Origin of the sequence: Halorubrum hochsteinianum (assembly GCF_023702125.1) — an archaeon.
GTDB classification, from domain to species: domain Archaea; phylum Halobacteriota; class Halobacteria; order Halobacteriales; family Haloferacaceae; genus Halorubrum; species Halorubrum hochsteinianum.
In genome coordinates, this window is the sequence record NZ_CP098415.1 from 1,290,027 (window position 1) to 1,316,500 (window position 26,474).

26 protein-coding genes, 1 tRNA gene and 1 pseudogene are annotated in these 26,474 nt (G+C 61.8%); 15 read left to right on the forward strand and 13 right to left on the reverse strand.

Annotated features, from left to right (window positions below; translation table 11 throughout):
* Nucleotides 1-96 precede the first annotated feature (96 nt).
* The 4 genes from NAF06_RS06355 to NAF06_RS06370 form a co-directional block, all read right to left on the reverse strand.
* Complete coding sequence (locus NAF06_RS06355; RefSeq protein WP_008585251.1) at nucleotides 97-1,413, reverse strand: RNA-guided endonuclease InsQ/TnpB family protein; 1,317 nt, start codon at nucleotides 1,411-1,413, stop codon at nucleotides 97-99.
* 252 nt (nucleotides 1,414-1,665) lie between these two features.
* Nucleotides 1,666-2,145, reverse strand: a complete 480-nt coding sequence (gene rimI / locus NAF06_RS06360; protein ID WP_008585249.1) for a ribosomal protein S18-alanine N-acetyltransferase — start codon at nucleotides 2,143-2,145, stop codon at nucleotides 1,666-1,668.
* Nucleotides 2,146-2,189: 44 nt separating this feature from the next.
* Nucleotides 2,190-3,905 carry a PAS domain-containing sensor histidine kinase gene (locus NAF06_RS06365; RefSeq protein WP_008585246.1) on the reverse strand — a complete coding sequence of 572 codons (1,716 nt, stop codon included), beginning with the start codon at nucleotides 3,903-3,905 and terminating at the stop codon, nucleotides 2,190-2,192.
* A 93-nt stretch (nucleotides 3,906-3,998) separates the two neighbouring features.
* Entirely contained in the window at nucleotides 3,999-4,805 is an 807-nt protein-coding gene (locus tag NAF06_RS06370; protein ID WP_008585245.1) for a TrmB family transcriptional regulator, read from the reverse strand.
* Between the two features lie 283 nt (nucleotides 4,806-5,088).
* Between NAF06_RS06370 and NAF06_RS06375 the strand changes: the two genes are divergently transcribed.
* The 5 genes from NAF06_RS06375 to NAF06_RS06395 all read left to right on the forward strand — a co-directional run bounded on the left by NAF06_RS06375 (nucleotide 5,089) and on the right by NAF06_RS06395 (nucleotide 11,168).
* Nucleotides 5,089-6,891: a COG1361 S-layer family protein gene (locus NAF06_RS06375; RefSeq protein WP_008585243.1), complete on the forward strand. Its 1,803-nt coding sequence runs from the start codon at nucleotides 5,089-5,091 to the stop codon at nucleotides 6,889-6,891.
* Entirely contained in the window at nucleotides 6,892-9,495 is a 2,604-nt protein-coding gene (locus tag NAF06_RS06380; protein WP_008585240.1) for an efflux RND transporter permease subunit, read from the forward strand.
* A gap of 27 nt (nucleotides 9,496-9,522) precedes the next feature.
* Nucleotides 9,523-9,595 (forward strand) — tRNA-Arg (locus NAF06_RS06385).
* Between the two features lie 186 nt (nucleotides 9,596-9,781).
* Complete coding sequence (locus tag NAF06_RS06390) at nucleotides 9,782-10,063, forward strand: restriction endonuclease (RefSeq protein WP_080507160.1); 282 nt, start codon at nucleotides 9,782-9,784, stop codon at nucleotides 10,061-10,063.
* Nucleotides 10,064-10,304: 241 nt separating this feature from the next.
* Nucleotides 10,305-11,168, forward strand: a complete 864-nt coding sequence (locus NAF06_RS06395) for a DUF7226 domain-containing protein (protein WP_080507159.1) — start codon at nucleotides 10,305-10,307, stop codon at nucleotides 11,166-11,168.
* Between the two features lie 15 nt (nucleotides 11,169-11,183).
* On the opposite strand, the gene NAF06_RS06400 is transcribed toward NAF06_RS06395, so the two are convergent.
* Entirely contained in the window at nucleotides 11,184-11,681 is a 498-nt protein-coding gene (locus NAF06_RS06400) for a DNA adenine methylase (protein ID WP_008585236.1), read from the reverse strand.
* A gap of 250 nt (nucleotides 11,682-11,931) precedes the next feature.
* Between NAF06_RS06400 and NAF06_RS06405 the strand changes: the two genes are divergently transcribed.
* Nucleotides 11,932-12,198 (forward strand): hypothetical protein, encoded by a 267-nt coding sequence (locus tag NAF06_RS06405; protein WP_080507158.1) that lies wholly within the window; start codon nucleotides 11,932-11,934, stop codon nucleotides 12,196-12,198.
* A gap of 87 nt (nucleotides 12,199-12,285) precedes the next feature.
* Here the strand turns inward: NAF06_RS06405 and NAF06_RS06410 are convergent, their stop codons facing one another.
* Nucleotides 12,286-12,666: a DNA adenine methylase gene (locus tag NAF06_RS06410; protein ID WP_008585234.1), complete on the reverse strand. Its 381-nt coding sequence runs from the start codon at nucleotides 12,664-12,666 to the stop codon at nucleotides 12,286-12,288.
* Between the two features lie 443 nt (nucleotides 12,667-13,109).
* Between NAF06_RS06410 and NAF06_RS06415 the strand changes: the two genes are divergently transcribed.
* From NAF06_RS06415 to NAF06_RS06425, 3 genes are all read left to right on the forward strand, one after another.
* Nucleotides 13,110-14,060, forward strand: a complete 951-nt coding sequence (locus tag NAF06_RS06415) for an HTH domain-containing protein (RefSeq protein WP_204365285.1) — start codon at nucleotides 13,110-13,112, stop codon at nucleotides 14,058-14,060.
* Nucleotides 14,057-14,902, forward strand: coding sequence for a DUF6036 family nucleotidyltransferase (locus tag NAF06_RS06420; protein WP_008585230.1), 846 nt, complete (start codon nucleotides 14,057-14,059; stop codon nucleotides 14,900-14,902). The genes NAF06_RS06415 and NAF06_RS06420 overlap by 4 nt, the downstream gene beginning before the upstream one ends.
* A gap of 306 nt (nucleotides 14,903-15,208) precedes the next feature.
* Nucleotides 15,209-15,661, forward strand: coding sequence for a hypothetical protein (locus NAF06_RS06425; RefSeq protein WP_152418754.1), 453 nt, complete (start codon nucleotides 15,209-15,211; stop codon nucleotides 15,659-15,661).
* 303 nt (nucleotides 15,662-15,964) lie between these two features.
* Here the strand turns inward: NAF06_RS06425 and NAF06_RS06430 are convergent.
* Nucleotides 15,965-16,974, reverse strand: a pseudogene (locus tag NAF06_RS06430) (tyrosine-type recombinase/integrase).
* Between the two features lie 296 nt (nucleotides 16,975-17,270).
* On the opposite strand from NAF06_RS06430, the gene NAF06_RS06435 reads away from it, so the two are divergent.
* The 6 genes from NAF06_RS06435 to NAF06_RS06460 all read left to right on the forward strand — a co-directional run bounded on the left by NAF06_RS06435 (nucleotide 17,271) and on the right by NAF06_RS06460 (nucleotide 21,846).
* On the forward strand, nucleotides 17,271-17,513 hold the full coding sequence (locus NAF06_RS06435) for a DUF7563 family protein (RefSeq protein WP_008585227.1): 243 nt from the start codon (nucleotides 17,271-17,273) through the stop codon (nucleotides 17,511-17,513).
* Nucleotides 17,514-17,625: 112 nt separating this feature from the next.
* Nucleotides 17,626-17,937, forward strand: a complete 312-nt coding sequence (locus NAF06_RS06440; RefSeq protein WP_008585226.1) for a DUF5658 family protein — start codon at nucleotides 17,626-17,628, stop codon at nucleotides 17,935-17,937.
* On the forward strand, nucleotides 17,934-18,410 hold the full coding sequence (locus NAF06_RS06445; RefSeq protein WP_008585224.1) for a PD-(D/E)XK family putative nuclease: 477 nt from the start codon (nucleotides 17,934-17,936) through the stop codon (nucleotides 18,408-18,410). Before NAF06_RS06440 ends, NAF06_RS06445 begins: the two co-directional genes overlap by 4 nt.
* Complete coding sequence (locus tag NAF06_RS06450) at nucleotides 18,407-18,763, forward strand: hypothetical protein (RefSeq protein WP_008585221.1); 357 nt, start codon at nucleotides 18,407-18,409, stop codon at nucleotides 18,761-18,763. Before NAF06_RS06445 ends, NAF06_RS06450 begins: the two co-directional genes overlap by 4 nt.
* Nucleotides 18,760-20,376, forward strand: a complete 1,617-nt coding sequence (locus NAF06_RS06455; RefSeq protein WP_008585219.1) for a DUF7845 domain-containing protein — start codon at nucleotides 18,760-18,762, stop codon at nucleotides 20,374-20,376. Before NAF06_RS06450 ends, NAF06_RS06455 begins: the two co-directional genes overlap by 4 nt.
* A gap of 306 nt (nucleotides 20,377-20,682) precedes the next feature.
* On the forward strand, nucleotides 20,683-21,846 hold the full coding sequence (locus tag NAF06_RS06460) for a hypothetical protein (protein WP_152418753.1): 1,164 nt from the start codon (nucleotides 20,683-20,685) through the stop codon (nucleotides 21,844-21,846).
* Nucleotides 21,847-22,030: 184 nt separating this feature from the next.
* Here the strand turns inward: NAF06_RS06460 and NAF06_RS06465 are convergent, their stop codons facing one another.
* From NAF06_RS06465 to NAF06_RS06490, 6 genes are all read right to left on the reverse strand, one after another.
* On the reverse strand, nucleotides 22,031-22,846 hold the full coding sequence (locus NAF06_RS06465; RefSeq protein ID WP_008585218.1) for an IS5 family transposase: 816 nt from the start codon (nucleotides 22,844-22,846) through the stop codon (nucleotides 22,031-22,033).
* 400 nt (nucleotides 22,847-23,246) lie between these two features.
* Nucleotides 23,247-23,582, reverse strand: coding sequence for a PD-(D/E)XK family putative nuclease (locus tag NAF06_RS06470; RefSeq protein ID WP_008585215.1), 336 nt, complete (start codon nucleotides 23,580-23,582; stop codon nucleotides 23,247-23,249).
* A 215-nt stretch (nucleotides 23,583-23,797) separates the two neighbouring features.
* Nucleotides 23,798-24,217 carry a type IV pilin domain-containing protein gene (locus NAF06_RS06475; RefSeq protein WP_049908825.1) on the reverse strand — a complete coding sequence of 140 codons (420 nt, stop codon included), beginning with the start codon at nucleotides 24,215-24,217 and terminating at the stop codon, nucleotides 23,798-23,800.
* A 297-nt stretch (nucleotides 24,218-24,514) separates the two neighbouring features.
* Complete coding sequence (locus NAF06_RS06480; protein ID WP_049908828.1) at nucleotides 24,515-24,964, reverse strand: type IV pilin domain-containing protein; 450 nt, start codon at nucleotides 24,962-24,964, stop codon at nucleotides 24,515-24,517.
* Nucleotides 24,965-25,194: 230 nt separating this feature from the next.
* The gene (locus NAF06_RS06485; RefSeq protein WP_006629022.1) at nucleotides 25,195-25,536 is read right to left on the reverse strand and encodes a DUF8062 family protein; all 342 of its coding nucleotides are present in this window, start codon (nucleotides 25,534-25,536) and stop codon (nucleotides 25,195-25,197) included.
* Between the two features lie 82 nt (nucleotides 25,537-25,618).
* Nucleotides 25,619-26,470: an SDR family oxidoreductase gene (locus NAF06_RS06490; protein ID WP_008585207.1), complete on the reverse strand. Its 852-nt coding sequence runs from the start codon at nucleotides 26,468-26,470 to the stop codon at nucleotides 25,619-25,621.
* Nucleotides 26,471-26,474 lie beyond the last annotated feature (4 nt).

The window sequence follows — 26,474 nt, forward strand, 5'->3', positions numbered from 1 at the left end:
CAAACCCCGCGCGGCGGGCCGATAGGCGTGCGACGCGTCACCGCTTGACATCCTCCAACGGCTGAAGCCGTGGGATTCCTCCAGTGGGGATGTTGGCTATGCCGTATCCACGGAGGCAAGTTTCCCGTCGCCGGTACTCCGGTTTGTGCGCTCCTCGTTGGGACTTTCCCTCTCGAGAGAGTGTGGTATCTCCGACCAGTTGTGGTCGTCCCACTTGAGGCGCACGGGCCGTGCCATCGACCCTGCTTCGATGTTTTTGCCAGCCTGTCGTTCGAGGAACGTCCGTGAAGCGTCGAGGTCGGCGTGGCCTTCGTAGCCACACAAACACCTAAACACGTCGCCGGCTCGGCTTGTGGTCTCTCGCTCGCCACACACCGGACACTCCGCCGTCGTGTACGCTTCCGACTCGACTTCGACCGTGATGCCGTACTCCTCGGCGGTCGTGGCAAGCCGGTGGATAAACGAGCGATACGCCCAGAACAGGTGGGTTTTCTCGTTCACCTCTGCCGACCAATGTTCCGACAGTACATCGGTGAGGTCGCCCACGTACACGGTTGCCACGCCTTCGTCGTACAGCTGTCTCATCAGGTCGCGGGCGAGTGCGTCCTGTGCGTGGTCGCGTCGTCGTGTCCGCTTTCGATAGAGGCGTCGAATACGGCGACTGCTGTACCGACCTTCACGGAGTTTGGACTTCAGCCGGGCGATCTCCTCGGTGGTTTCGCGGAAGCGGGCGAACAGGTCGCGCCCCTCGTAGAGATACTGCTGGCCGGTCGTGGCCGTACAGGCGACGAGGTTGTTCGCGCCTACGTCCAAGGCAGCCGATTCCTCGGCTAATGGTGAATCCTGTCGAGAATCGGGAACGGTGACAGGCTGAAAGGCCCTGAACGTGTTGTCCATCTCGTCGTAGCACAGCTCCAACCGCCCTTGTTTGCCCTCCCATTTGGGGTCGCCAGCAACTTCGAGGCGCAGGCGCTCATGGTCGCCAAGTCCGTACTCGTTTTTGAGGTCTCGGCCGACAGGGATTTCGAGTCGGCTCCGCTCGCCGGTTTCCAGCGTGTACTGGTCGTTGCGGATGTACGTCCGCAACTCCCTGCCGTTGTCCTCGTTGCCCCAGTAGCCCGGCGTGCCGGTGTCTTCGCCGTCCTCTTGAGCGGCGAAGAACGACCGCCACGCCTCGCTGTTCTTGCGGATGACTTGCTGGGCGGTGGCGGAGCCGAGGACGCCGACGTACCGCTTGCGATAGTCGGCGGTGTCCCACACCGATTCGCCGTCGAAGAAGTTCTGACGACGTTCGTAGGTAAGTTCGTTCCACAAGCTGGCGGAGGCGTCCAGCAAGTCGCGGAGCAGTTGCTCGTCCTCTGTGGAGAGCGGGCGCACCGCGAACGTGTTGGTTCGCTTCACGACAACAGACATTTGTTCTTCTGCGTCTAAATGTCTTTTGGACACAAATAATGCGACCGAACATTGACATTTCGCACACGCTGAACGGGCGGGTGAAAGACTACGCCGAACGGCAGGGCGTAAGCCTCGAAGAAGCGTATCGGGAGGTTATTAAAACGGGACTTGAGGCGGTGGCACATCCAGACGAGTCATAGCGCGCGGATTTCCGGGCCGTGTTGTCGCTCAGACCCACCCCTGAAGGGGTGGGCTTCCGCTCGCTACGTGTCACTCGGTGTCGCCTCCGGCCCACTCCGCGAGGTCGACGACGAGGACGAGCGCGTCCTCGCCGTCGGGGTAATAGCCACCGACACGCCGGATCGGGTCGAACCCCTCGTCGGCGTACAGCGACCGGGCGGGGTCGTTCCCCTCGCGCACCTCCAGCCGGGCGACCGCCACGCCGGTCGCGCGGAGCCGGGCCAGCGCCGACCGGAGGAGGGCCCGACCGGTCCCCTCGCCGCGGGCGTCGGGGTGGACGGCGAGGTCCTTGACGTGGCCGATGTCGCGGCCGTGATTCGGCGTCCGGTCGGCGACGACGAACCCCACGACCGCGCCCGCCCGCTCCGCCACGAGGAACGCCGGCTCGCCGAGCAGCCGCTCGAAGGCGTCGTGCGGCCACGGGTCCGCGAAGCAGGCGCGCTCGATCCGGACCACCGCGAGGAGGTCCGCGCGCTCGGCCTGTCGGATCGTCACGTCGGCGACGCTCACGGATCGGGTTGCGGGTCGCGCGGAATAAACTCGCCGGGTTCCCGCTACCCGTCGATCCACGGCTCGTCCGGGTCGGCGTCGGCCGGTCCGGGAGCGCGCACCTCGAAGCACGCGCCCGCCGGCGGGCGGAGCCGCCGTCCGTCGGGGAGGCCGATGTGGCCCTCGGAGTCGCGGCGGAGCGTCACCTCCCAGCCGTGGGACTCGACGACCTCGCGGACGATGTCCAGCCCGTACCCCGTCCCGTCCGCCCGCGTGGTGAACCCCGAGTCGAACACGGACTCCCGGTCGTCGGGGTCGACGCCGGTCCCGTCGTCGGCGACGAGGAACCCCCCGTCGGTCGCGGTCACGAGGACGGTGAGCGCTTCGTCGTCGCCGTCGGCGGCGTCGGCTTCGTCGGTGTCGGCCACGGCTTCCGTCGGCTCGGTCGCGTCCGGCTTTGCTCGTTCGGTCGCGTCCGGCTTCGCGTGTTCGGTCGCGTTGCGGAACAAGTTCTCCAGGGCCTGCCGCACCCGGCCGCGGTCGCCGTACACCCGGGCGTCGCGGGCGACGGCCAGCTCCGCGTCGTCGTCGCCCTCGGCGGCGGTCTCCCAGGCCTCGTGCGCGACGCTCGCCAGCCCGAACTCGGTCGGCTCGTCCATCCCCGTCCCCTGTCGCGCGAGGGTGAGCAGCTCGGAGACGAGCTGGTCGATCCGGTCGACCGCCCGCTCGCCGCGTTCGAGTGGGTCCGTCTCGCCGCGCAGCCGCGCCATCTCGATGGAGCCGCGGATCACGGACAGCGGGTTCCGCAGGTCGTGCGAGACGATGCTCGCGAAGCGGTCGAGTCGCTCGTTCCGGTCGGAGAGCCGCCGCTCGCGGGCCTTCCGCTCGCTCACGTCGCGGGAGTTGACGAGCAGTTCGCCGACGGGGCTGTCGGCCGGCAGCGACCGCGTCCGCGACTCCAGCCACACCCAGTTGCCGTCGGCGGTGCGGTAGCGGTACTCCAGGGTCGGTGCCGCCTCCGGCTCGTTGAGCGCGCGGTAGAAGCGCTCGGTCACCCGCTCGCGGTCGTCCGGGTGGACGTACCCGAGCGGCGACCGCCCGACGGTCGACCCCTGCTCGTAGCCGAGGACCTCCTCGACGGACGGGCTCTCGTAGACGACGACCCCGTCCCCGTCGACGACGGTGACGAGGTCGCTCCCGTACTCCAGGAAGGCGCGGTAGCGCTCCGGGAAGGTGCGGTCGACGTCGACGCGCCGGACGGTGACGACCCGCCCGCCGAACTCCTCGGCCAGCTCCTCGTCGACGACGGACTCGACCCAGGCGTACCCGCCGCTCGCGCGCCGGATGCGATGGGTGACGGTCCGCGTCGCGGCGACCGCCGACAGCGCCTCCGCGACCGGATCGCGGTCGCTCGGGTGGACGCGTTCGAGGAGGTCGCTCCCGACGAGCGCGTCGCGCTCAACGCCGACGACGTCCGGCACCGACGGCCCGGCGAACAGCACCTCGCCGTCCACGGCGACGGCGAGGAGGAAGCGGTCGGCCTCGCGGGGGCGCGACGGGCCGCCCGCGGACGTCGTGCCGGCGTCTCCCTCTCCCGACGCCCGGCCGGAACCGGCGGAGGCGCTCGGGGGCTCGTCGGTCCCGGCGCGTTCCGCCGGAGAGACGGACCGATCTCGGGCGTCGGCGGGCGCGTCGGCCGCGGTTCGGTCGTCCGCGTCGGGGACCTCTCCCCCGTCGCCGCCGCGGCCGGGCGTCGACGTGTCGGATGGGCGAAGCGTCACTGTCAGTTCTACCGACGGTACGGACGCGGGATGATAAAGCTGCGCGCCGCCGGAATCAGTCGTGATAACTGCGGCGCGGAGCGCCTCGGCGCGTCACACGTCGTCGACGACGGTCCCGTCCGCCCACGCGGCCTCGAAGCCGTCGCGGACGCGGGCCGCGAACCCGCGGTCGCGCAGGTCGAGCATGCCGAACAGCCGGTCGGGCGCGAGCGGGTCGGCCACCTCCAGACACACCTCCTCGCCGTCGATGAGGTAGAAGTTCCCGTACGCGTCCTCCGTGATCCGGAGTTCGAACGGCCCCTGCGCGATCGTCAGCGTCGCCCGGTCCGCGTCTACCGCGGCGCGCGCGTCGTCGAACACGTCCGGCGAGAGCAGCACGGAGACGTCGACGCCGCTCCGGATCGCCCCGAGGAGCCGGTCGAGCAGCTCCGGGCCCTCGCGGTCGACGTCGAACTGCGCCGACACGTCGGTGGCGACGACCACGATCGACTCCTCGGCGGCGTCGATCCGCTCGAAGAGCAGGTCGAGGGAGTCGTCCGCCCCGACCGCGGCGGTCCAGAACTCGTCGTCCGTCGTCTCGGCGTCGGCCAGCCGGTCTATCAGCTCCGACTTCCCGGACTCGTACGTCTCGATCCGCTGTCGCAGCTCCCGCCGTTTCGTCTCGACCAGCCGGTCGACGGCGACCGCCGGCTCGACGGGCGCGTACCGCTTCGGCTCGCGGTCGGTCTGGACCCGGACCAGCCCGCGCGACTCCAGCCCGCCGAGCGCGTCGTACACCCGGCCCTTCGGGACCCCGCTCTCCTCGGCGACGGCGGCGGCGGTCCCGGTGCCGAGCGAGAGCAGCCCGCGGTACGCCCGGTCCTCGTAGCTCGACAGCCCCAGGTCGCGAAGCGACTCCATGCGCCCCGTAGGCGCGTCCCCCACAAAGCGTCGGCGCTCCTCGCTGCGAACGCATATAAACAACGGCAGACACAACGCAGAATCGTTTCGACGATCGCCCTCCACCGGTTCCGTCGCGTATCTGTCGAGCGCGTCTCTACCGCCGAAATAAGGCGAAAAAAAGCGGTTTCGATCTGTCTCGTTCGGTTCTTTCCGCCGAGTTCACTATCCGAAAACGAATACGTTGTTGTGTCGGGTTCCCGAAGGGTATTACGTCGCAGCCCCCTACCCGGACCCAACCAACATGAGTCGAATCCGGACGGCCGCCGTCCTCCTTCTGGTCGCGTCGCTGCTCGCGACCGGGACGGCGGTCGCGCAGCAGGCCAACGACACGGTGCGCGGCGACCCCGATATCGAGGCGTTCGCGCCGGAGACCGCGTTCGTCCCCGGCGAGGAGTCCACGCTTCAGGTGAGCCTGAACAACCGCGGCGACATCTCCGCGCAGGGGGCCGACAACCTCGAAAGCGAGGTGGTGACCGCCCACGAGACGACGGCGCGGATCCGCACCGGCTCCGAGACGGACCGCGCGGTCCCGTTCGACGTGCGGACCGGCGAGCAGACGGTCGGCGACGTCGGCCGCGGCGTCACCGGGCCGATCGAGTTCACCGTCGTCCCCGACGAGGACGCCGAGCCGGGCGTCTACCGCGTCCCGATCGAACTGGAGTACCGGAACGTCGAGAGCGCGGAGGTCGACGACGGCTCGACGGTCCGCGACGAGGAGATCGTCACCGAGACCGTCACCGTCGCCGTCGAGATCACCGACCGCGCGCAGTTCGCCGTCGTCGACGTCGACGGGGTCGTCCAGGCGGGTGACAACGGACTCGTCGACGTGACGCTGCGGAACGTGCGCAACGAGAGCGCCCGCGAGGCCTCCGTCGCCGCGAACCCGATCGACCCGGACCTCTCCTTCGCCACCGACGCGGGCACGACCGAGACGTACGTCGGCGCGTGGGAACCGGGCGAGAATCGCACGTTCACCTACCGGTTCGCCGCCGCGGGCGAGGCGACCGCGCGGGCGTCGACGCTGGAGTTCGAGGTCGACTACCGCGACGCCGAGCGCGCGAACGCGGCCGCCCGGACGGTCAGGACGGGCGTGACGCCGCTCTCCCAGCAAGCGTTCTCCGCGGAGGGGCTGAACAGCACGCTGCGGGTCGGCGAGGACGGCTCGTTCACCGTCGAGGTCCGCAACCGCGGCCCTCGGGACATCGAGAACGCGGTCGTCGTGTTCAGCAACGAGGCGCCCGCTCCCGACGGCGTCGGGCAGGAGACGGTCCAGTCGGACCCGAACATCGTCCCGCGCTCGACGCGGGACACGGTCGGTGACCTCGCGGTCGGCGAGACGACCACCGCCACGTTCGACGCCGGCCTCCGCACCGACGCGAACCCCGGCGAGCGGACGGTCAACGTGGCGGTCCGCTACCGCGGGCTCGGAAGCGACGAGGGCGTGAGCGCGAGTCCGGGCGAGAACGGCTCGGTCTCGCTCGTCTCGACGGGGTCGGCCGGCGACGTCGTCGTCTCCGACACGCTCGACGTCGTCGTCGACGTCGCCCCCGAGGCGGACGTGTTCTCGGTGTCGCCGGCGGAGCCGAACGCGACCCGGCCGTCGACGGTCACGCCGGGGTCGACGGTCCGGTACGACGCGGTCGTCCGCAACACCGGCCCCGAACCGATCACGGACGTACAGGCGAAGCTGTTCGTCGACTCGCCGCTCGCCTCCTCGGACGACGAGGCGTTCGTCACCTCGCTCGACCCGGGCGAGGCGCGGACAGTCACCTTCGAGGTCGAGGTCGAGGCCGGCGCGACGCCGAAGACGTACTCGGCCGCGGTCGACTTCCGCTACGACGACGCGGACGGCGACGAACAGCTCTCGGACACCTACCGGCTCCCGGTCGAGGTGGTCGAAGACGACGAGAGCGGGGCGCTCTCCTCGCCGCTCGGGATCGTCGCCCTGCTCGGCGTCGTCGCGGTCGGCGGTGCCCTGGTCTGGCGGCGCGGCCGGGTGAGCCGGGCGCTCTCCGACCTCCGCGGTCGGCTCCGCTCGCGATAGATGGACCCCGTCACCCGGCTCTTCGGCGCGGTCACCGACCGGGTCATCGAGCGGCCGCGCCGGGTCGTGATCGCCTGTCTCGTCGTGACCGCCCTGTTCGCGCCCGGCATGGCGCTCCTAGAGGCGGACGCCGGGAGCGAGCAGTTCACCGACGGCATCGAAGAGGCGGACGCGCTCGACCGCGTGAACGAGCGGTTCGAACCGGCGTTCGGCGGCGACGACACGACGACGCAGCTGATCCAGCGCGACGCCAACGTACTCGACCGCCGCGGGCTCCTCGACATGCTGGCGACCGCCGAGCGGCTCTCCGACCGCGACGGCCAGCGGGTGACGGACGTCTCCGCGCCCGCGATGGACGTGGCGGCGGAGATCGACGCGGACGCCGACACCCCGGCGGAGGCCCGCGACGCGATCGAGCGGGCCAGCGACGGCGAGATCGACGACGCGGTCGCCGCCGCGGCCGAGGACCCCGGGTTCGCGACGCTGCTCTCCGACGACTTCAACCGCGAGTCCGGGACCGCCTCCGCGGCGCTCGGCGTCGTCTCCCACTCGTTCCCCGAGTCGGCCGACACGCAGGCGCTCCAGCGGGAGGCCCGGACGATCGCCGAGGAGTCCCCCGGCGACGTCACCGCGTTCGGGAGCGGCATCGTCGACAACGAGTTCGAGCGCGTCATCTTCGACTCGCTCGGCATCGTGGTACCCGCCGCGCTCGCCGTGATCCTCGGGCTGCTGGCGTACGCCTACCGCGACCCCTTCGACTTCGTGCTCGGCGGAGTCGCGCTGCTGATGACGGTCGTGTGGACCTTCGGCTTCACCGGGTACGCGGGGATCGCCTTCTCGGAGGTGCTGATCGCGGTGCCGGTCCTCCTGCTCGCGATCGGGATCGACTTCGGGATCCACACGGTGAACCGCTACCGCGAGGACCGCGCCGCGGGCGCGCCGCCGGAGACGGCGATGCGCGGGGCCCTGGGACAGCTCGTGGTGGCGTACTCGATCATCGCCGGGACGACGATCATCGGGTTCCTCGCGAACCTCACGAGCTCGCTCCCCCCGCTCCGGGAGTTCGGCCTCGTCGCCGGACTGGGGATCTGTTTCACCCTCGTCATCTTCGTCGGCTTCCTCCCGGCGGCCAAGCTGCTCGTCGACCGCTGGCGCGCCGAGCGCGACCTCCCCGAGTTCGGCTCGCGTCCCCTCGGCTCCGAGGAGTCCGCGCTCGGCCGGCTGCTCCCGCGGCTGTCCGCGATGTCCCGCCCCGCGCCCGCCGTCTTCCTCGCGGTCGTCCTGCTCCTCACCGCCGGTGCCGCGGGCTACGGCGCGGGCGTCGACACCACCTTCGAGGACGACGACTTCCTGCCGCCGAGCGAGCAGCCGGCGTACGTCGACTACCTCCCCGGCCCGCTTCAGCCCGGCGAGTACTCCGCGACGGAGACGATCGACTTCCTCTCCGAGAACTTTGCCACGAGCGAGGACGACACCGTCACGATATACGTCGAGCGGCGCATGACCAGCGACAGCGCCCTCCGCAGCCTCGCGCGGGCCGAGCGCGACCCGCCCGACACGTTCGTCGCGGTCGACGGCCGCGCCAGCGTCGACAGCGTTCAGAGCGCGATCGACGCCTACGCCGCCGAGGACCCCGAGTTCGAGGCGCTGGTCGAGGCGTCCGCGCTCGACGGCGGCCGGCCGAACCGGAACCTCGACCGGATCTACGCCGAGCTCCGCGACTCGCCGTACGACGACTTCACCGGCGAGTACCTCGCGGACGACAGCCGGTCGACGCGGATCGTGTACGCCGTCGAGTCGGACGCCACCGACGCCGAGATCACGGCCGACGCCCGGCGGGTGGCCGACCGCTACCGCGGGGACGCGACCGCGACCGGCCAGATCGTCGTGTTCCAGGCGGTCGCCGACACGATCTTCGACTCCGCGATCGTCTCGCTGGCGGCCGCGCTCGGCCTCTCCGCCGTCTTCCTCGTCGTCCTGTTCTGGCTGCTGCTCGGTAGCCCGACGCTCGGGCTCGTCACGCTCGTCCCCGTCACGGTCTCCGTCGCGACGCTCACCGCCACGATGCGGCTCGGCGGCATCCCGTTCAACGCGATCACCGCGACGATCCTCTCGATCTCGATCGGACTCGGGGTCGACTACACCGTCCACGTCGCCCACCGGTTCCACGACGAGTACGAGGGCGGCGGCGACGTGGACCGCGCGGTCGTCACCACCCTCCGCGGGACGGGCGGCGCGCTCACCGGCACGTGGGCGACGACCGCGCTCGGCACGGGGGTCCTCGTGCTGGCCATCACCCCGATCCTCGGCCAGTTCGGGCTGCTCACGGCCGCCAGCATCACCCTCGCGTACCTCGCGTCGCTCACCGTCCTCCCCCCGGCGCTCCTCGTCTGGGTCGCCGTCGTCGAGCGCCGCCCCGGACTGCTGTTCGTCGGCCGCCTGCTCGACGCCGCCGGCGCGAGCGAGGTCGACGGCGACCGCGGCTCGACCGAGCGGCCGCGGACCGACGGCGGGACGGACGCGGCGGTCGATCCCGAGGCCGACGCCTTCGAGTGGCAGACCGACCCCGAGCCGCCCGGGGACGACCCGAGTCAGAAGCGTTAAACGCTCGCCGCGGATACGCGGTCGTGAGGGCGCGTAGCTCAGCGGACAGAGCACTTGGTTCCGGACCAAGATGCCGCGGGTTCAAATCCCGTCGCGCCCGTGTTCTCGCGTCGCTTCGCTCGCTCGAACACGGGCGCGACTGGCTCCACGCTCGCTCCCTTCGGTCGCTCGCGTGGATCCCGTCGCGCCCTGCCGTTTTTTCACGAGTGTATTCGACTGTGCTTGTTCGACCGTCATTCTGTCCAGCAAGAGGATTTTTGTTCAACCGCGAAAATCTCGAAACTGAATGAGAGCATCGACGGCGAAAGAGGAACTGCTTGATAAGGGTTTACAGATCGACCATGAGCAGTTTGAACAGCTCTGTAAAATGGTGATCGAGCGTGCAGAGCCGACTCGTGAACTCGAATTAACGCCGTTCCGTGGCGATGGTGGAATCGATATTCACGCTGTCATCGATCGAGAACTGTTCCACGCGCGGCTCGGCGTACAAGCAAAACAGGCTTTGTTGAAATCCTCAGAAAGTGATATATCTGAGCTAGGTTCTGGTCCGTACAGGGAGTTTATTTAGCCTCCCAGAATCTCGTCTGACTCACCATATGGTCTCTGAGAAAACGAAACTAATTGTTCTCGCCCTACTAGCAGGAGGTGCGTTTAGAGCCGCTGACCAGCAAGAGCCATTTTCAGTACTCTGGTTCTCTCTTCTATTCGGCAGTTTACTCAGCGGTGTGATTCTTCTCAAAGTACTCAAGAAGTACCAAGCTGAGAGATAACTTCGCACCCTTCAGCGACCAGTTGTTTCAGACGAGAATGTGTCTGAAGAAGAGGATTTCAACAGAGCCGCAAAACAATATGCTAGCGGTAACACCGTCGGTGCCCGCACTCTTCGCGGATTTAAAGGCGCACTCTCAGAGCAACACTATCACATCGGAACGGAGATCACGACGTCCTCGTTCACCTCTGGAGCCGAGACAAGCGCAAACCAAGATTTCATCCGGTTGATCGATGGTGACCGGCTCACGGACATCATGATTGAGAGCAGTATTGGTGTTGTTACAGACGACGAATCATACGAACTCGATCCAACGTTCTGGAGTGTATTCGAGAAACCGGAGCGTACCGACACGATCCCGTCGCTAGAGGTACCACAGGCCGACAACTTTGACGTGATACGCACCGTCATCCGAGCGGTAGATACGGGTTCGGATATCAAGCCCGATATCGCGGCATACGTTCGAAAACAGACGGATTCAGACACGTTCGATCCGCGGCAAGCGGATTATTACGGTATTGCTGCGTGGCTCCTCCAGTTTCTCCACAAAGAACAGGAGATCGAAATCGACAACCGCACCATCCGTCGTTGGGGACTCACTCGGCTCGGCGAGGAATACGTCACACATCTCGATCGTGGCAATCGAGAATCCGCGGATGACCTTCTCACACAGCAGATCCGTGATGTCGAGATCATTTCCCGCGTATACGCTCAGCTAGAAGCAAACGGTACTCTCTCCCGACATGATATTACGGAGATTCTCGCCGCCGAAACAGATCTCTCGGATTCAACTACTCGTCGACGCGCTCGAACCGTCGGGCAGTGGCTCGTCCGCCTCCCTGAGATCACTACAAACGGTCGAGGATCCGAGCAACAATACGTCCTATCTTCGACGCCACGTTAACCGATCTTCGACGACTCATTCAGTAAAGTCAGAGAGAGTCTTTCGCCTTTGGTCATCCGGTGGAACGTTCGTGATGAGTACTTCCGAGACTTCCCCGCGACTGCTGGCATCACTATTTATCGAACGAGTGGCGTCTACGTAGCTGATCGAGAATACGTCGTGGTCTTCGTACAATACCGTGACTGGGGGTGAATTCGAGAGGACCACGGAAACATCCATCTCCGTGAGTTCTATGACGATATCACGAAGTCGCCGTTGATCCTCTCGGTCGAATCCGCCTGCCTGATATGAATTGAAATCCGCCGTTTTCGACACCGGTTCGTACGGCGGATCTAAATATACGAGATCACCAACTGAAGCCTCATCGACGACGTAGCTAAAATCCGTATTGAATACCGCCGTGTCTTGGAGAACACGTGATGCCTTCCGAATTCGCTGCTCTTGTATCCAATCTGGATTGGAATATCGTCCGAAAGAGACGTTGAATTCGCCGTCACTGTTCTCTCGATACAATCCGTTGAAGCATGTCCGGTTCAGGTGGCCCTGTTGAAATCCTCAGTTATTGATAGTTCTCTGAGGTCGTGCTGAATATAGCGCGCAAGTCGGTCATGTGCCACTTGCCGTGGAGTGTGGGAATAGAGTAATAGACTTGAGGCGTGACTGTTACAGAGGTTTCTATGAGTAACATATATGATTAATCCATCAACCGGCCTTAGGTAGCTTTATTTTCCGCCTATATCTACTGGCTATCACTTGACAAACCATGAGTTCCAACCAATCGCTCGAAATTCTTGCTGTGGCTATTTTCTATATGTGCGTGTTTGCGATGGTCATTGGACCGGCTCTTGAATCGCTCACCGGCTTGGAAACGCTCTCGATGGAAACTACAAGAGGCGTTGAACGTATGTGGGACTTAGTCTCAAAGCCACAGGGCTGGGTTCTCTGTCTCGGCTACGTCCCAGTTCATTTCACGTATCTGATTGTCCGCGCGCGACTCGCCGGTGAATCGGTTGACTCCTACTGGGGGTAGCGGTTCTCGATGCGTCATCTGACAAGGGCTGTGTAGCTTTCTGCGGGCGTGCTGAACTCACCCTCTGTATCTTGTACACGACATTTGTCAGGCCCTGAGGATTTCAACAGAGCCGTTCAGGTATAACAGTAGGCTCGCCTCTCGGACTCGCTCGTCCTGTGTGAGAGTCGACTGTGTAAGGAGCGCATTGAACTCGGAGCGAGCGTTGTAGTAGTATTCTTCCGTATGCTCGTGCGTTTTGTTCTCGGTAATAAGGGCGTCCGGTTGGTCCCGAACGATCTCATAAAACGTTGTTAGCCGCGTGTTCAGATCGTTAATCGTTCCATCGTCAGGATCCTGATCGAAAAAGACAGCACCACCACCGACGAACGGCTCATGATACGCCTCATATGAGGTCGGAAACAACGCCGTGATTTCTGAGAGAAGCTGGCGCTTTCCACCCGCCCATTTCAATATCGGCTCCACCATTCAAGATAGAGTTGCTCGGTATTAGCAAAAAGCTGTCTCGTTGGACTGCTCTCGTCTTCTGTCGTGCCTGGTAGAAGATTGTGTTTTCTGGTCTCCCAAACGCCTCCCTGATGAGTTGTACCCTTCTGAGCCGCCGCCGCCCGTATACAACGACGGCGATCTCCGCTTTCTTCGAGTCAAATGGCTGTGAAGCCGATCTAGCTTCTCTGACCCGTTCACGAAATCTCTCATAGCGCTAATTTAGAGGGTACTGAATAAAATACTCTGAATAATCATATTCTGAAATATCATATTTCGGAGTACCGGTGATCGAGAATTCTTCTAAATCAAAATTAGAGTAGATCCGAGATTAGCCAGATACGGTGCCAATTATATTAGAAATTCTACCTTTCGTCTCAAATCGCAAAACTGTTTTATAATCTACTTGCGTTATTTGAGACAATATGATGTCGGAGAGTCACTTGCGGGTAATCTCTCAGCTCATAGATGGGGGTGACCCGGAAGTAAGTATCAGTACACTCGCTGACCAACTCGAGTGGAGTACCAGTCACGCCTCACGGATCATCACCGAATTAGAAACCTACGGCTGCGTCCAAACCAAACAAAGCGGTCGAGAAAAGCTGGTTTCTCTTACTGAAATCGAACCGATAGAGCAGCTCGAAGGACTCCTCACGGAACATCGTCATATGGACCTACCGGCACTCATCGCCGGCTCCGGATTACAAATTCTCTATTATCTTGACCGGGGACGGACGGCTACCGAATTAGCCGAGCGAAGTGGCGTTAGTCGGGCAACAGTCTACCGCCGGTTAGATGATCTCCAGCTAGTCGGTGTCATCGGGAAATCGAAATCTCGGTACCGTCTCAACGAGCCATTTACCGTATTGGCTTCTATCGCACGAGGACTGTTCCATCAGAAGCATCGCCGTGAAACACGAAAGCACGTCGTTGGACTCAATTTTCTCTGGGAAACGCACAACGAGTATCTCTTCGCGTGCGACGGCGACATCAGCGCTGAAGGGTTTCATCCGACCGGACCAGCGCTGTTCGGTGAGTTTGATGTTCCACTGCTCACCCGTGACCGTCGACACTACTTCCGAACCGATCGAGTCACTGAGGTCGACCCCGTAGCGTTAGTCTGCCATACACTCTTGATCGATGACGGCTCTCGGTACCGAACGTACTGTCTGTTACTGATACAGAAACAGGATATCGATCGAACGGAACTGCGAGAGCGCGCTGAACACTATCACTCTGAGGCGACGACCGATTTACGCACTATCGTCGACGGCCTCATTGAATACTTGGAGACCAGCGGAGAAACGACGGCTGAGCACCTCCCCGAATGGGAAGAGTTCAAACAAACAGCTAGGGAGTATGAGGTTACTCTATGAGCTCTCGTGAACGATTCGGCCGTGGTTATATCGAGGCCGAACTTCAGAAGATCGCGGATCACCTCCAAACAGAGGTGGAGGCGTATCTCATCGGTGGTGGCGCGATGGCACTTCACCAGCCGTCTCTCAAGGACACGACCAAGGACATCGATCTCGTTGTTGTAGATGAGACGGCCCTCAGCCGCCTGATGGGCGTACTCGACGAGCTCGGCTATGAGGAGGTCACCGATCTCGGTGACGAGTACGATCGGCTGGGCGCACGCCATTGCGTACGGAACGATGCCGGCTGCCAGTTCGACGTCTTTTATCGCCAGATCGCCGATAAGCTATTCTTCAGTGACGGGATGCAAGCACGGAGCCAACAGTTTCTCTCGTCGGAGTACTTCTCGGTCGGCCTCGTCTCGTTCGAGGATATCTTCCTGTTCAAAGCCGTAGCAGAGCGCCCGGACGACATCGGTGACATGGCTACGCTCGTCCAAACGGAACTGGACTTCGATGTCATATCAGACGAACTCGAACGCCAAGTAGAGCTCTTGGGTGGGGAGTTCTTCGTCACAGTTGTCTCTGCGTCTCTGGAGCGACTCGATGAGAGCGAAGGCATCCAAACGCCACTTGATGATGTCGTTCGGGAGTACTATCAGCGATATATGGAAGGATACGAGCTCCGAATACAGTTGGACGAGGAAGAACCCAAATCTGTGAGCGAACTAGCCGCTGAGTTGGGCGTTTCAGACGAAGAGATCGAACGTCGATACGAGTATCTCGAGGAGTACGGGTTCGCTAAGCGAACTTCTGAGGGGATTCAAGATACTGGTAAGAACGACGAATTCACGCGATCGTAGGTTTGTGAGTGTTGTCGCCGACGAGCTCTCGGATCGGTTGTCAGTGACCCAATTATCGACAAACTGCTACACATCATTTGAGAGCGTGATAAGGTACCTACCGCTCTATCTGTTCTTGATAGTTGTTCCAGCCTTCGAGCGATGGATAACGGTAAGCGACTGAGATCCCGAGTCGTAACCGTCCACGTTGAGTGAGTGTGGTGCCAACTCTCACCGTGTGCTATGACCTCACATTACACGCATCAAAATATCAGGTAAGATATTATAGTCGCTGAATTAATATGTGTAATTCAAAACTGACATAATATGGAAGAATATGCTGAGTGGGGAGAAGAAATTCAGCGAAAAATGTTCCAGATATGGGAAAAGAACCTCGGAGAAGAATATGGCGAAGGCTTTGAAGTCTTCACTAGTCCGGTTGTCAAAGATGCCTCTGTTATTTTTATTGGTACAAATCCTGGAAGTAGAAAGCAATCAGACGAACAGTACCACCCTCTCATGCGAAACAAGTTCCTCAAAGGTGATTTTTCGACCCCTGATTCACATGATTATGTTAACGACGGAGCTGATTACCCAGTAGCGGAAGCTATTCGTAATCAGCTCTTCGTCAATCGAGAGAAGCACCTAGCGGATAGTGTTGAGACAAATTATTATTTCATTCGAACAAAAAGGGAACAGGGTCACAGTGAGCTTAAATCCGAACTGGGTGGCGTCTGGTCAGAATATAAAAATTCTGTAAAGATACAATTGAGGAGTTAATTAACAAGACGGACCCAGATTTGATCGTCGCATTTTCGCTTGGAACCTACGATAAGTTGATCGATGATCGCCGATATGAGACCGTAGATATAGACACTCATATGAGGCCAATCGAGAGCGACCGCAATCTCAGATTAATTGAAGAATCGCTAATTGATGGTCGACAACTTATCGGTCTTTGCCATCCGACCTACTGGGGTGAAGATGATAAGCAGAAGGTGCGTGAATTAGCTCATCCAATTATCGACTCAGCCTTATCTGAAGACTAATCGGCGTAATTAAATATCGAAATAAGACCGATTGTTAGATATTATTTAGGAACCTCCTACGCTGTTCCATACGCTCACGCTGGCTTCTCTGATCGTAGTGCTTGTTTAGCACGTCCTGTGTGACATTTCCCGGTCACTCACCACGTCCTTCGGCACCTCGTTGTTGAGGTGGTGAGTGATGCCACCACGCCGAAGGGCGTGTGGACTGACGCTCGACGGACAGTCGAAGGCGGCGGTATACACCATCGCCTCGCAACTCTCCGGATCGCGGTCGTGTGGACACTCTCCAGTAGAAACACAGGGCCTTGTGTGTCTGTAACAATCTCCTCGGAGGGTCGATCGATGCGCACGCCCGTCTACCGTCGATACGAGTGGTCGCCTGCCGAATTCGTCGTCGACGTCGGGCCTCCGATCTGCGATCCAGTCGTCGAGAAGCCGGCACACGTCGTTCGATAACGCGATCAGTCGCTCGCCACCTTTTCCGTTCTTGATCGTCGTTCCCTCCTCAGGTCGATGGACGACAGCGATGTACTGTCCATCCGGGTCGTAGTCGTCGACGTCCAGCGAGTGGACTGCCCCAGTCCGCATCATCGTGTGCCACATCAGCGTGAGCGCGACGTGGGGACGGGAGGCGTACTCGTACTTCGAGAGATGGTCGAAAACCTCCTCAGCACGGTCGGACTCGAGCATCACGTCGCGGACGTTCTGCCCGTCTCGTAACACAGGCGACCGGGCCTTCGTGTGGAGGTCGTCGGCGACGGCGTCGATGCTCTCGAGCCATTTCACGAAGACGCGGAGCGTGTCCATCTGCGTCTTCTCGCTAGCGGGTGCGAGGTCACCGTCACGACGTCGCCAGAGGCGGTACTCGTGTAGTGTCCGTCCGCTCAGCTCGTTCAGGTTGTCTATGTCTTCCTCACCACACCAGCGAACGAAGTGACCGAGGCGAGAGCTGTGCGAGTACAGCGTTGCTTTGGCCACCTCGGCTTCGCGATCGGCGAGGTACAGTTCCACGGCTGTTTCCGGGTCGATTGGTTCGAGACTCATCGCTCTTGGGTGCGCGAGTCGCAGTCAGGACCCCGATCTGAAGTCACCGATTTCGGGCGGTACAGTCCCGAAAAGCACGATCCGTTCTCAGTATGAACTCGCGCCCGTCGCGCCCGCTTACTCACGAACCGTTTCACGACTAACAGCGGACGCGCCGTAGCGACGCCCTTCTTCACGAAATCGGAGGATACGCCGACTCGCGAGACCCCGTCTCGAATCGGGTTGAGTACGCCGCGGATCGCGGCCCTCTCACGTCGGGTGATCGGGTCCGCCAAGACCGGGGTGATCTTCGGATGATGGCACTCCGGATCGACGCCGACGACCCCGGCGTCTGTCAGGGGTGCGGCGCTCACGTTCCGATCGACTTTCGTCGCGTTCACGGCGACGATGATGATCGCGTCTACCGGTGTCCCGAGTGCGATTCTTGGGTCCGAATCTGTGAGGGGAGCGCGGCCGGGAAGGACGCGGACACGCCCGACCCGCAACACAACCCCGCTCGCAACGGCGGCGAGCCGTGGGACGGAGGGCTGTCGGGATGACGCCGTTCGTCCGCGCCAGCCGGCTGTACGACCCGGCGGACGGCCCGCAGGTTCACGTCCGTGACGCCGCACGGCTCCGCTGGCAGCGCGACGCCGAACGGGGGCGGTCGGCGTGAGTTCCGACCGTTCACGCGCCGGAGAGACGGCGGCGATCTTCACTTCACACGGCGCACTCGACGCCGCGACGACAATCCTCGCGGCCCGCGTCGCGGGTGTCGATGCCGAGGCGAACCCGGTCGTTCGCGAACTGCTCGCGCTCGGTGAGCTTCCGGCAGCGCTCGCGATGGTCGCGGTCGTCGGCTTGTGTTGCGGTGCGTGGCCGATCGCCGCCGACGCTGTCGACGCGCCCGAGTGGGTCGGCCTTGGGATCGCGACGATCGGCGCGGTGGTCGCCGCGGTGAACTTGGTGGTGGTGTTCGCGTGAGCAGCTCGCGCGGACCCGTTTCGTCGAAGCGCGCCGGGGAGGACGCCGAGGCAGCGGTCCTCGAAGCGGTCGACGGGCTGGCGTACGTCCCCGACGACGAGACCGAACACGTCGACGCTCGCGTTGAGTCGCTCGTCGAGCCGTCGTCGACGCTCCCGTTCGTCGGGATCTGTCTGCTCGAATCGGAGACGCCTGTCGAGATCAAGAGCTCGATCCCTCGGCTCGCAAGCGGCCAGCGGGGGCGATTCTACCTTCGACGCGAGCAGCACGAACTACTCCGAGACGGCGGCGGAAGCTACCTCTTCGCCGTGTACGAACCCCGGCCCGGACGGGAGCCGGTTGCGATGAAGATCGTGCCCGCGACGATCGTTGACGGCGCGGTCACGTCGTGGCGGTCCGGCGGAACCGACCGGCCGGCGTGCGCGCAGGTCTCGTGGTCGCGGATCTTCGATCCGAGCGAGGTGGAGCCGTGAGCGCCGCCGACTACAGGCTCCGGCGGCCGATCGCCCGGTGGGACGATGACCGGAAGTACGCGGCGTGTCCGCGCTGTCAGGCGGACGTGTCCGCGTCGCTCGGCGCGCCGTCGGTCCCGACGCTCCGGCTCGCGAACCAGAACCCGATTCGCGTCGACGGCGAGACGATCAACGCCCGCGGGTACATCTGCGAGGCGTGCCGGTACATCCTCGCGATCGCCCCCGCTGCCGCGGTCGTCGACGTCGGCGGAGCGGCCGATGAGTCGACGCCGTGGATCCGCCTCGGTGCCGTGTTCGTCGACGGCTCGAAGCGGCCGATCGTGGTCCCGCGCCGGGAGGTGCGTCCGCGATGAAGGCGGTCGCGACGGCCCCGCACGAGTACATGGCGAACTACATTTACACCGGACTCGGGGCGTGGTTCGGAGCTGCGCGGCTCGTCGACGCGACCGGGAGCAAGCGCGGGAGCTTCCGGCTCGACGGCGAGAAGTGGCGCGTCACCCTGTCGTACCAAGAGTCGGGACTCGCCCGGCCCGACGGGGGCGAGACCCCGGACGGGACGCGCGTCGACTTCGACACGCTCCGAGAGTTCCGACTGAACGCGGTCGTCGACGACGAGATCGGCCAGCGGAAGGTGAAAGCCCACATCCGCCCACGGTGGCGCGGCTTGGAGTCCACCGACGGGAACGCGGTCGCCCGGCCGCTGTGGGACCTGGGCGACGCTGTCGACGTGCGCGTGAACGCGTCGAACGTCGAGTTCGACACGGTCGAGACGGTCATCCAGCGCGCGGCGGGCGCGGTGACGCTCGACCCGATGTACTTCGACGACCGCAACGACGAGTACAGCGTCGTGATCGACGCGGCGCGGTACGTCCGGCTCGACCGGGATGTCTCCGGCCCGGTTCACGCTCGCGAGGGACCGCTCGCGCGGATGGGTCACCTACTCGAAAGCGATCGGTCTGGATACCGGAAGCTCGTTCAGGACGACACGGAGCGGACGGGGTACTACCATACGGTGACGCTCGGGCCGAAGCGGATCCGCGAGTGCTTCCCCGACCACCGGATTCCGAAGGAGTTGAAGCACTACTACGCCCGCAACGCCGAATCGCTCCCCGACGACCATCCGCTCGCGCACCCGAAGGTCGAAGCCTCGTATCAGGGGAGCCGGTGGGACGAGACGCTCCGGCCGGCGGACCACGACGAGATCGCGGACGAACTCGAAGAGGCGATCCTCGCGACGATCAACGAGGCGGGCCTTCCGACGCAACCCCTCGACGACGACGGGCCGGGGAACGGCCGGACGTACGTCGATGACGCGTACTTCGAGGCGGAGACGGTCGACCGGTCGCGTGTCCTCCCGCTGAACTTGGAACGTGTCGAGAGCGACCAGCGGAACGTGGTCGTGCGCCAGCTCGCGGACGGTCTCTCGCCGGTCGAGTGGGACTCGTTGAAGACGCTCGTCGCGGACGGCGGGGACGTCTCGCCGGCGGAGATTGCCGAGGATCACGACTGGCACCCGGATAGTGTCCGGCGTGGCCTCCGAAGGATAGAGGAGATGGTCGTTCGCGAGCAGGGGTCGGTGGCGTTGCGGTCGCACTACGTCGCCGAGCAGGTCGTGGAGGCGCTCGACGCGGCGCGTGAGGGCGTGCGGAACGCGATAGGGGCCGCGGCGAACGCGGTCCAGAACGCGGAGCGTGCGGCCCTCGACGAGCGGACGAACGAACTGATAGCGTTCTGCCAAGCGAACGGGATACACATCGACGAGCGTGAGGCGCACCTCCGGGTTCGGATGGGGAACCTCGCGGGAGAGTCCTGGTCGGAGCTGGTGACGCGGCTCAAGCGGTACTGGGTCGGTGCGGGCCGTGATCCGGAGCGACTGAAAGAAGCGGTGTCGCACTATCGGGACGCGTCGGGACCGAAGATTCGGCCGGTGCGGAGTGCGTGGGGGAAAGGTCAGACGCTCCGGTAGCGCGGCCCTTTGTGAGTGGCAACACTATCCAGAACTCCTTTTCGCGCCGTTTTCGACACGATCTATCCCTTCGACCGGTGGGGCTGGGACGATCTCGACCGCAATACAAGCGCGGATCTCGGCTCAACGAACTGGTTATCGACGCCGAACCGACACCGGGGGGTCGGTTGGCGGTTAGAGGTGTGGCGAAGGCCACACAGCTAAGCTACCGCAGCCCACTTGCCTCGGATCACTACACTGGTTTTCTTTCACATATTCATGTCATACAGGGAAGCACTTACATGAGAGGAGTGTGGTTAATTTTTCATGAGTCAAACTAGAGAAGACCTTCACTCACTGCTCTACAATCTTGCCGAGGAAGCCATCGAGATAGCGCAATCCAATTCCGATGGCGATACAATTGAGACTACCGAAGTACCATATTTAGAAAGACGTTACCAAACAATAGAAGATAGTATAGAGGGAAGTAGGATCATTAGAACTACCGAAGAAGAGAGCAGCAAAGATGAGATTAGTACTGATATTTTGAGAATTACCTCTCAAGAGTTACAAGAAACCGAAACATATGACCGGGTGATTAGTGAGGTTGAGAATCGTGAATTTGAGAGTTTAATCGTCCCTAGTCCAGAGTCATCCGTTACTTCATATATTCAATCCATATTGGACGGAGCAAAAGATGATGTTTCTGATCGGGATATTGCGAGACATATTTCAATTTTTACGTCGGAAATAGACAGCGCCCCTATTTCTTGGAACCCCAAAGTTTGGATTTTAGGGTTGGGTATTGAGGATGACGATGTACAACTGGAAGAGAACATCTCCATTAGAAAACCAAGTGAAGATGATCTTGTAGAAGATATTCGTATTGAGGATGACGCGGGGTTTAATCGAAGAGCAACTGGAATGCCTGAGCGGGCACCTACAGCTATTATTGAGTTCTCTGAGCGCGCCCCAAACCGCAGGGATATCTATGATACAATACAGGTGATGATCTCAGTACTACAATTATATGATGTGGGATCTGTTTCGTCAATGAAAATAGATCTTCATACAGAGTCTATTATTAAGCCATTCCCTCTACCTGGCAGGTATAATTCTCCAGACACTCCATTTAGCTATACAATATCAGACTCAGAAGTGTCAAATATATCACAATTCTATACACATATGTATGAAGTTGTAGAAGAAAGACTCTATTCTACCGATGAACAAGACTATCTAACCATTTCGTTTGACAGATATGAAAATGCAATAGAAGAGAATAATTCGCCAGAATCGCAATTAACCTCGGCGATAATGTCCTTGGAGGCGATGCTACTCAAAGATGAGGAGAAGGGAGAGTTATCGGAGCGTCTTTCTAGAAGGGCGGACATATTACTTGGCTTATTCGGACATCAACCCATTGAAATTAGCAGAAAGATCAAGACCGCTTGCATTGTTGAATGCAAGACGGCGGCAGTATCGGAATAGTGATATTCAAAGTTCCAACAGTAGCTACGCTCTCTTGGCGAATTCTCAGACCGGACGACTCAATTTCAGCGGACTTACGCGGTGATCAAAACATCAGTTTCACAAGATACTGCACGAAGTATGAGGTGGACGATGGCGATGCCTCTCCTCGATACGTCCGGAGAAGGGGAGCAGGCGGCGAGCCCTAACTCGCCGCCTGCGTCAGGTTATGCACGATGCACTTGCGCGTAAGCTCCCGGAACTGGCCATGCCAGCTCCGGGAGCGGATCTCGTCGCCGTCGTCCTTCAGCATGGCAAACACCGTCTCACTCATTGACCGCTGATTGTAGACATCATCGTCAATTCGGGCGTTGTGAGCCTTCTTGAGCGCATTTTGCTCACAATGTTTGATCACTGGACGAGTTGATGCTTCACGACAGGCTTCTCGGAGATCGCTCCACGAGTACATCTTGTCGGCCAGCAGTGCCTGCAGGTCTTCGGCGTTGCGCCGAAAGACCTGCAGCCCAATGTGGCCGTCATAGGCTTTCTTCGTCGTGAAATGGGCATCCATGATGGCCAGTGACTCCGTGTCAACGAGCAGCGTCGTCTTCATGGCATTGAACGAGTAGCCAACGCGATTTCGGTAGTGTGAGCTGGCTTGATCGCGCTGGAAGCCACTGGCATCAATCGACGCAGTTCCCGACAGCCCCGCCTGCTCCGCTGACCGGCGGAGCAGGCGGCGCAACTCTTGCATCGGAAATTCACCGTCCCACACGCTAAACGACGTGAAGTCAGGCGATTTCTCAAGGTCGAACACGTCGAGGATCCCCGGCATCTCGTTCAGGTAGTCCTCAAACTGCCGGAGCGGTTTGTTGACCTCCTCTTTGAGCAAGAGGAGGCCGATCTTCGTGGACTTGTCGTACCCGTCGTCGCCGTCGGCGACGGCGGGTACGTCTGGCTCTTCTACATGGGTCGTGGCAAACTCGTGAAACGCCTGTGCAAGGTTCCTGAGCCGTCCCATATCTCCGGACGGCGTCCAAATCCCCTGATTTTACCGATCAAATCCGCAGACGGCATCGGCGTTCAACGGAGCAAGACCGCTTATTCAATTAGAAGTCGATACGTACACGGATCGGAAACAGATCAAGACTACGGAGAAGATTTGGTATATGATATTGTAGATTACACACGCAATTGTATTGTGATATATCTACTTCTATCTGAAGACTTCCCGAAAGAGAAGCTTCTAAACAAGCTTGATAACGCATCTGTTCAAGCAGAGTCAAGAGAAACATTAAGAGAGGATATCCAAGATGTAGTTCCTGAGTGGGCAATTTGATCAGCATTGTAATATCCGGGCTCACGGCCGAAGCCGGCCCGCGGATATCTGTGCTTCGCGACTGTGGCTCCGGTAGTGGGTATCACCGGGGTTCGTCCAATTCGTGATCTCTAAGTCCCGAGCGCGAAGCGTCCGCGATGACATCACGGAGATCTCTCCCCTCTGCTCGATACCACACCAGCGCATACCCACCGTCAGTGTCAGCAAGCGTTTCGTGCTGGTCCTCCCAGAACTTGAACGTCGGTCGGACCCCGTTGACCATCGACCCTTTCACGTCCCACGGCCGGCCGTCGCGGTCAGTCGCGTCGAACTTCAGTCCGTCCACGACCGGATAGTCGAGCGTCAGCGGGTAGTGGTCGGTCGCCCACAGCTCGACGAGCTTCCCGTACCGACCGACGATCGCCGGGTCGTAGCTCACGACGATCCTTTGGGTTGCGGTTGGTCGACGCGACGATCTCGCTCGCCGAGCGATTTTCGACCAAAGCTCTACTCGCGTACCTCATTCAGTCGTAAGTGGGTCCCGTGAGGCTCGTAGCGAGTCGAATCCGGCGACGACAGAGCGGCTAAACGGCTATTTGCTTGTGGTTATGAGAAGGAAAGATGGCCGCAGGTGCGACCAAATCAGCTACGCGACTAGTTGAAGTCGTAGGTACGCTCGAAGATCGCGTTCCCACTCGGGTCGTGGATGATCCGGACTACTGCTTCGCCGCCATCAAAACTGGTTCCGTCATCCTTAGATATTTGCCTCTGTTGTCCGGTCTCCCAAGGTCCTCCGCCGATGGATTCGTTGACCCTCTCACCGTCTACGGAGAGTACAAGGTCACCACCATCGATCGACTGACCACCGGTTTTTGTTACATTGATAACGTCTGTTGTGTTACCGTCAATCGTGAAACTCGCCTGCGGCGCGGTGTCACCTAACTGATCGCCGAGTCCGAGAACGAACGTCCCGATAACGGCCGCCAGGATGACAGTGATCGCGACCATGAGGATAACGCCGATGACGGGACTTACTGCCCTGTCTTCTGCGTTGGATTGATTGCTTGGTTTCATAGTTTGAACCCAGCGGCCACCGCCGAACGAGACTCCAGACGACTCCGGGTTCGTTCGGATCGGTTGCTGGTTACTCCGGTATAGGTCGGACTTCCTTATGTACTTAATGGCACGAGTATCAACGGAGAAAATTGGTAACAGGGCCGAAATAGTTGGTACATCTTCAGATCCACGGACTCCACGGCCCGATCCTTTCTACGGATCCCGATCGTGCGCATCGTGATAGCTGAACCGGAAGCGCTACCGACTCGCGTTCAAACGTCCGGAGCGAAAGCAGTTGAAACGCTAATTCCGGACTTAGCTGACCGTTGCCGTGTCCTCAAATATCGCGTTCCCGCTTGGGTCGTGGATGAGCCTGACTTCCACCGTGTCGTCGCTGCCGTACCCGCTTCCGATCGGTCCGATGCCTGCTGTGGTCCCGCTCTGCCAGGTGTCTGTCAGCCCGGACCCGTCCGCGACGGTTCCGCTTCTCGTGCCGTCGATGGAAACCGTGATCTGACTCGGATCTAAGTCCTGACCGCCGGTTTTCGTGATGCTGACGTTCACGTCATCAGAACTCTCGTTTAGCTCCACGTTATCTACTGAAAAACTCGCCTGCGGCGCGGTGTCGCCCAACTGGTCGCCGAGCCCGAGTACGAACGTCCCGATGACGGCCGCCAGAATCACCGTGATAGCGACCATGAGGATGACGCCGATAACGGGACTCACTGCCCTGTCGTCCGCGTTCGACTGATTGCTTGGTTTCATAGTTTGAACCCAGCGCCAACCGACGAACGGGCGGGACACTCGGCCGGCACCGTCGACGCCGAAGACAACTCCGCACCCGTTCAGATCGGTTGCTGGCTGCTCGGTGGGAGGCCGATTTCCCTTATGAACCTGCTGGCGCGGATATCAACGCGAAAAATCGGACCGACGCCCGTCACCCCGCGCTCCCGACTCGCCTCGTGTTCGACCGGGATTCGGAGCGCCTCCCGCGGTCACTCGTCGTCCGCGGTGACGACGACGTCGTCACCGGTCGGCGCTTCCACGTCGACGGTGTGGCGCGTGTGTCGCGCGTGCGTCTCCGCCCAGCGCCGCGCGGGCCCCTCCGCGAGGAACCGCTCGCCGTCGGGGCAGCGCCGACACCGGACGGTCCACGGACGCACGTCGTCCGGGTAGTGGCCGGTGTGGCGCTCGTGGTCGAGCGCGAACTGCTCTATCGCGTGGCCGCCCGGCGGTACCTCGCTGACTTCGCGGTCGAGGTCCCACTCGCGACCACAGCGGGAACACGAGACGGTCGGTGCCTCCGTTCCGCCGTCGGGAGCCGAATGGTCCGTCACGGGGATTCGGTTCGGGCCCCGATCACTTCAACGCGACCACGCCGCGGACGGGGAGGTCCGGCCGTTCGGGTCGCCGACGCCGTCACTCCTCGCGCTCGAACTCCGTGTCGAACATACGCGCGGACATCGGTGCCGGGTCGCCGTCGGTGAGGTTGTACTCGGAGAAGTCGTCCACGCCCGCCTCGCGGAGCAGCTCCTCGTCGTAGAAGCTGTTGCCCGTACACTCGGCGGGGTCGCGCGCGAGGATCTCCAGCACCGCGTTGGAGACGATCTCCGGGCTGCGCCAGTCGTCCTCGGTCCCGAGCCCGAAGTAGCGGGTCGCGCGGGTGTCGATCGTCGTCACGGGCCAGAACGTGTTACAGCCCACGTCGTCGGCGCTCAGCTCCTCGGCGAGCGAGAGCGCGATGAACGACATCCCGAGTTTCGACCACGCGTACGGCGCTTTCCCCGGCGAGCGGTCGGTCACGACCGGCGGCGAGTTCGACAGGAGCCACGCCCCGTCCTGCTCCGCGAGGTGGTCCGCGAACGCGTGCGCGACGAGGTGGCTGCCGCGGACGTTCACGTCGGTCAGCAAGTCGAACCGGTCGGCCGGCAGGTCGGCGACGTTCGCCAGCTGGATCGCGCTCGCGTTGTTGATCACGATGTCGATCTCCCCGAAGTGGTCGATCGCCTCCTCGACGACGGCCTCGACCCGGTCCTCGTCGCGGAGGTTCAGTTCGAGCGCGAGCGCCTCGGCCCCGCGCTCGCGCACCTCGCGGGCCGTCTGCTCGATCGACCCCTCCAGTTCGGTGTCGTCGTCGTCGGTCGTCTTCCCGGTCGAGACCACGTCACAGCCGTGGTCGGCGAGCGCGAGCGCGATCCGCTTTCCGATGCCGCGAGTCGTCCCCGTGATGAACGCCGTCGAGCCCGAGAGGTCGGGCGCTGCGAGTGCCATGCCC

What these genes read in the sequence shown, in the direction of transcription:
- NAF06_RS06425 (WP_152418754.1), top strand. Translation starts at nt 15,209, where the DNA reads ATGGAAGAATATGCTGAGTGGGGAGAAGAAATTCAGCGAAAAATGTTC.
- NAF06_RS06375 (WP_008585243.1), top strand. Translation starts at nt 5,089, where the DNA reads ATGAGTCGAATCCGGACGGCCGCCGTCCTCCTTCTGGTCGCGTCGCTG.
- NAF06_RS06475 (WP_049908825.1), bottom strand. Translation starts at nt 24,217, where the DNA reads ATGAAACCAAGCAATCAATCCAACGCAGAAGACAGGGCAGTAAGTCCC.
- NAF06_RS06465 (WP_008585218.1), bottom strand. Translation starts at nt 22,846, where the DNA reads ATGGGACGGCTCAGGAACCTTGCACAGGCGTTTCACGAGTTTGCCACG.
- NAF06_RS06490 (WP_008585207.1), bottom strand. Translation starts at nt 26,470, where the DNA reads ATGGCACTCGCAGCGCCCGACCTCTCGGGCTCGACGGCGTTCATCACG.
- NAF06_RS06460 (WP_152418753.1), top strand. Translation starts at nt 20,683, where the DNA reads ATGAGTCAAACTAGAGAAGACCTTCACTCACTGCTCTACAATCTTGCC.
- NAF06_RS06405 (WP_080507158.1), top strand. Translation starts at nt 11,932, where the DNA reads ATGAGTTCCAACCAATCGCTCGAAATTCTTGCTGTGGCTATTTTCTAT.
- NAF06_RS06355 (WP_008585251.1), bottom strand. Translation starts at nt 1,413, where the DNA reads ATGTCTGTTGTCGTGAAGCGAACCAACACGTTCGCGGTGCGCCCGCTC.
- NAF06_RS06415 (WP_204365285.1), top strand. Translation starts at nt 13,110, where the DNA reads ATGATGTCGGAGAGTCACTTGCGGGTAATCTCTCAGCTCATAGATGGG.
- NAF06_RS06390 (WP_080507160.1), top strand. Translation starts at nt 9,782, where the DNA reads ATGAGAGCATCGACGGCGAAAGAGGAACTGCTTGATAAGGGTTTACAG.
- NAF06_RS06380 (WP_008585240.1), top strand. Translation starts at nt 6,892, where the DNA reads ATGGACCCCGTCACCCGGCTCTTCGGCGCGGTCACCGACCGGGTCATC.
- NAF06_RS06435 (WP_008585227.1), top strand. Translation starts at nt 17,271, where the DNA reads ATGGCACTCCGGATCGACGCCGACGACCCCGGCGTCTGTCAGGGGTGC.
- NAF06_RS06420 (WP_008585230.1), top strand. Translation starts at nt 14,057, where the DNA reads ATGAGCTCTCGTGAACGATTCGGCCGTGGTTATATCGAGGCCGAACTT.
- NAF06_RS06370 (WP_008585245.1), bottom strand. Translation starts at nt 4,805, where the DNA reads ATGGAGTCGCTTCGCGACCTGGGGCTGTCGAGCTACGAGGACCGGGCG.
- NAF06_RS06455 (WP_008585219.1), top strand. Translation starts at nt 18,760, where the DNA reads ATGAAGGCGGTCGCGACGGCCCCGCACGAGTACATGGCGAACTACATT.
- NAF06_RS06410 (WP_008585234.1), bottom strand. Translation starts at nt 12,666, where the DNA reads ATGGTGGAGCCGATATTGAAATGGGCGGGTGGAAAGCGCCAGCTTCTC.
- NAF06_RS06480 (WP_049908828.1), bottom strand. Translation starts at nt 24,964, where the DNA reads ATGAAACCAAGCAATCAGTCGAACGCGGACGACAGGGCAGTGAGTCCC.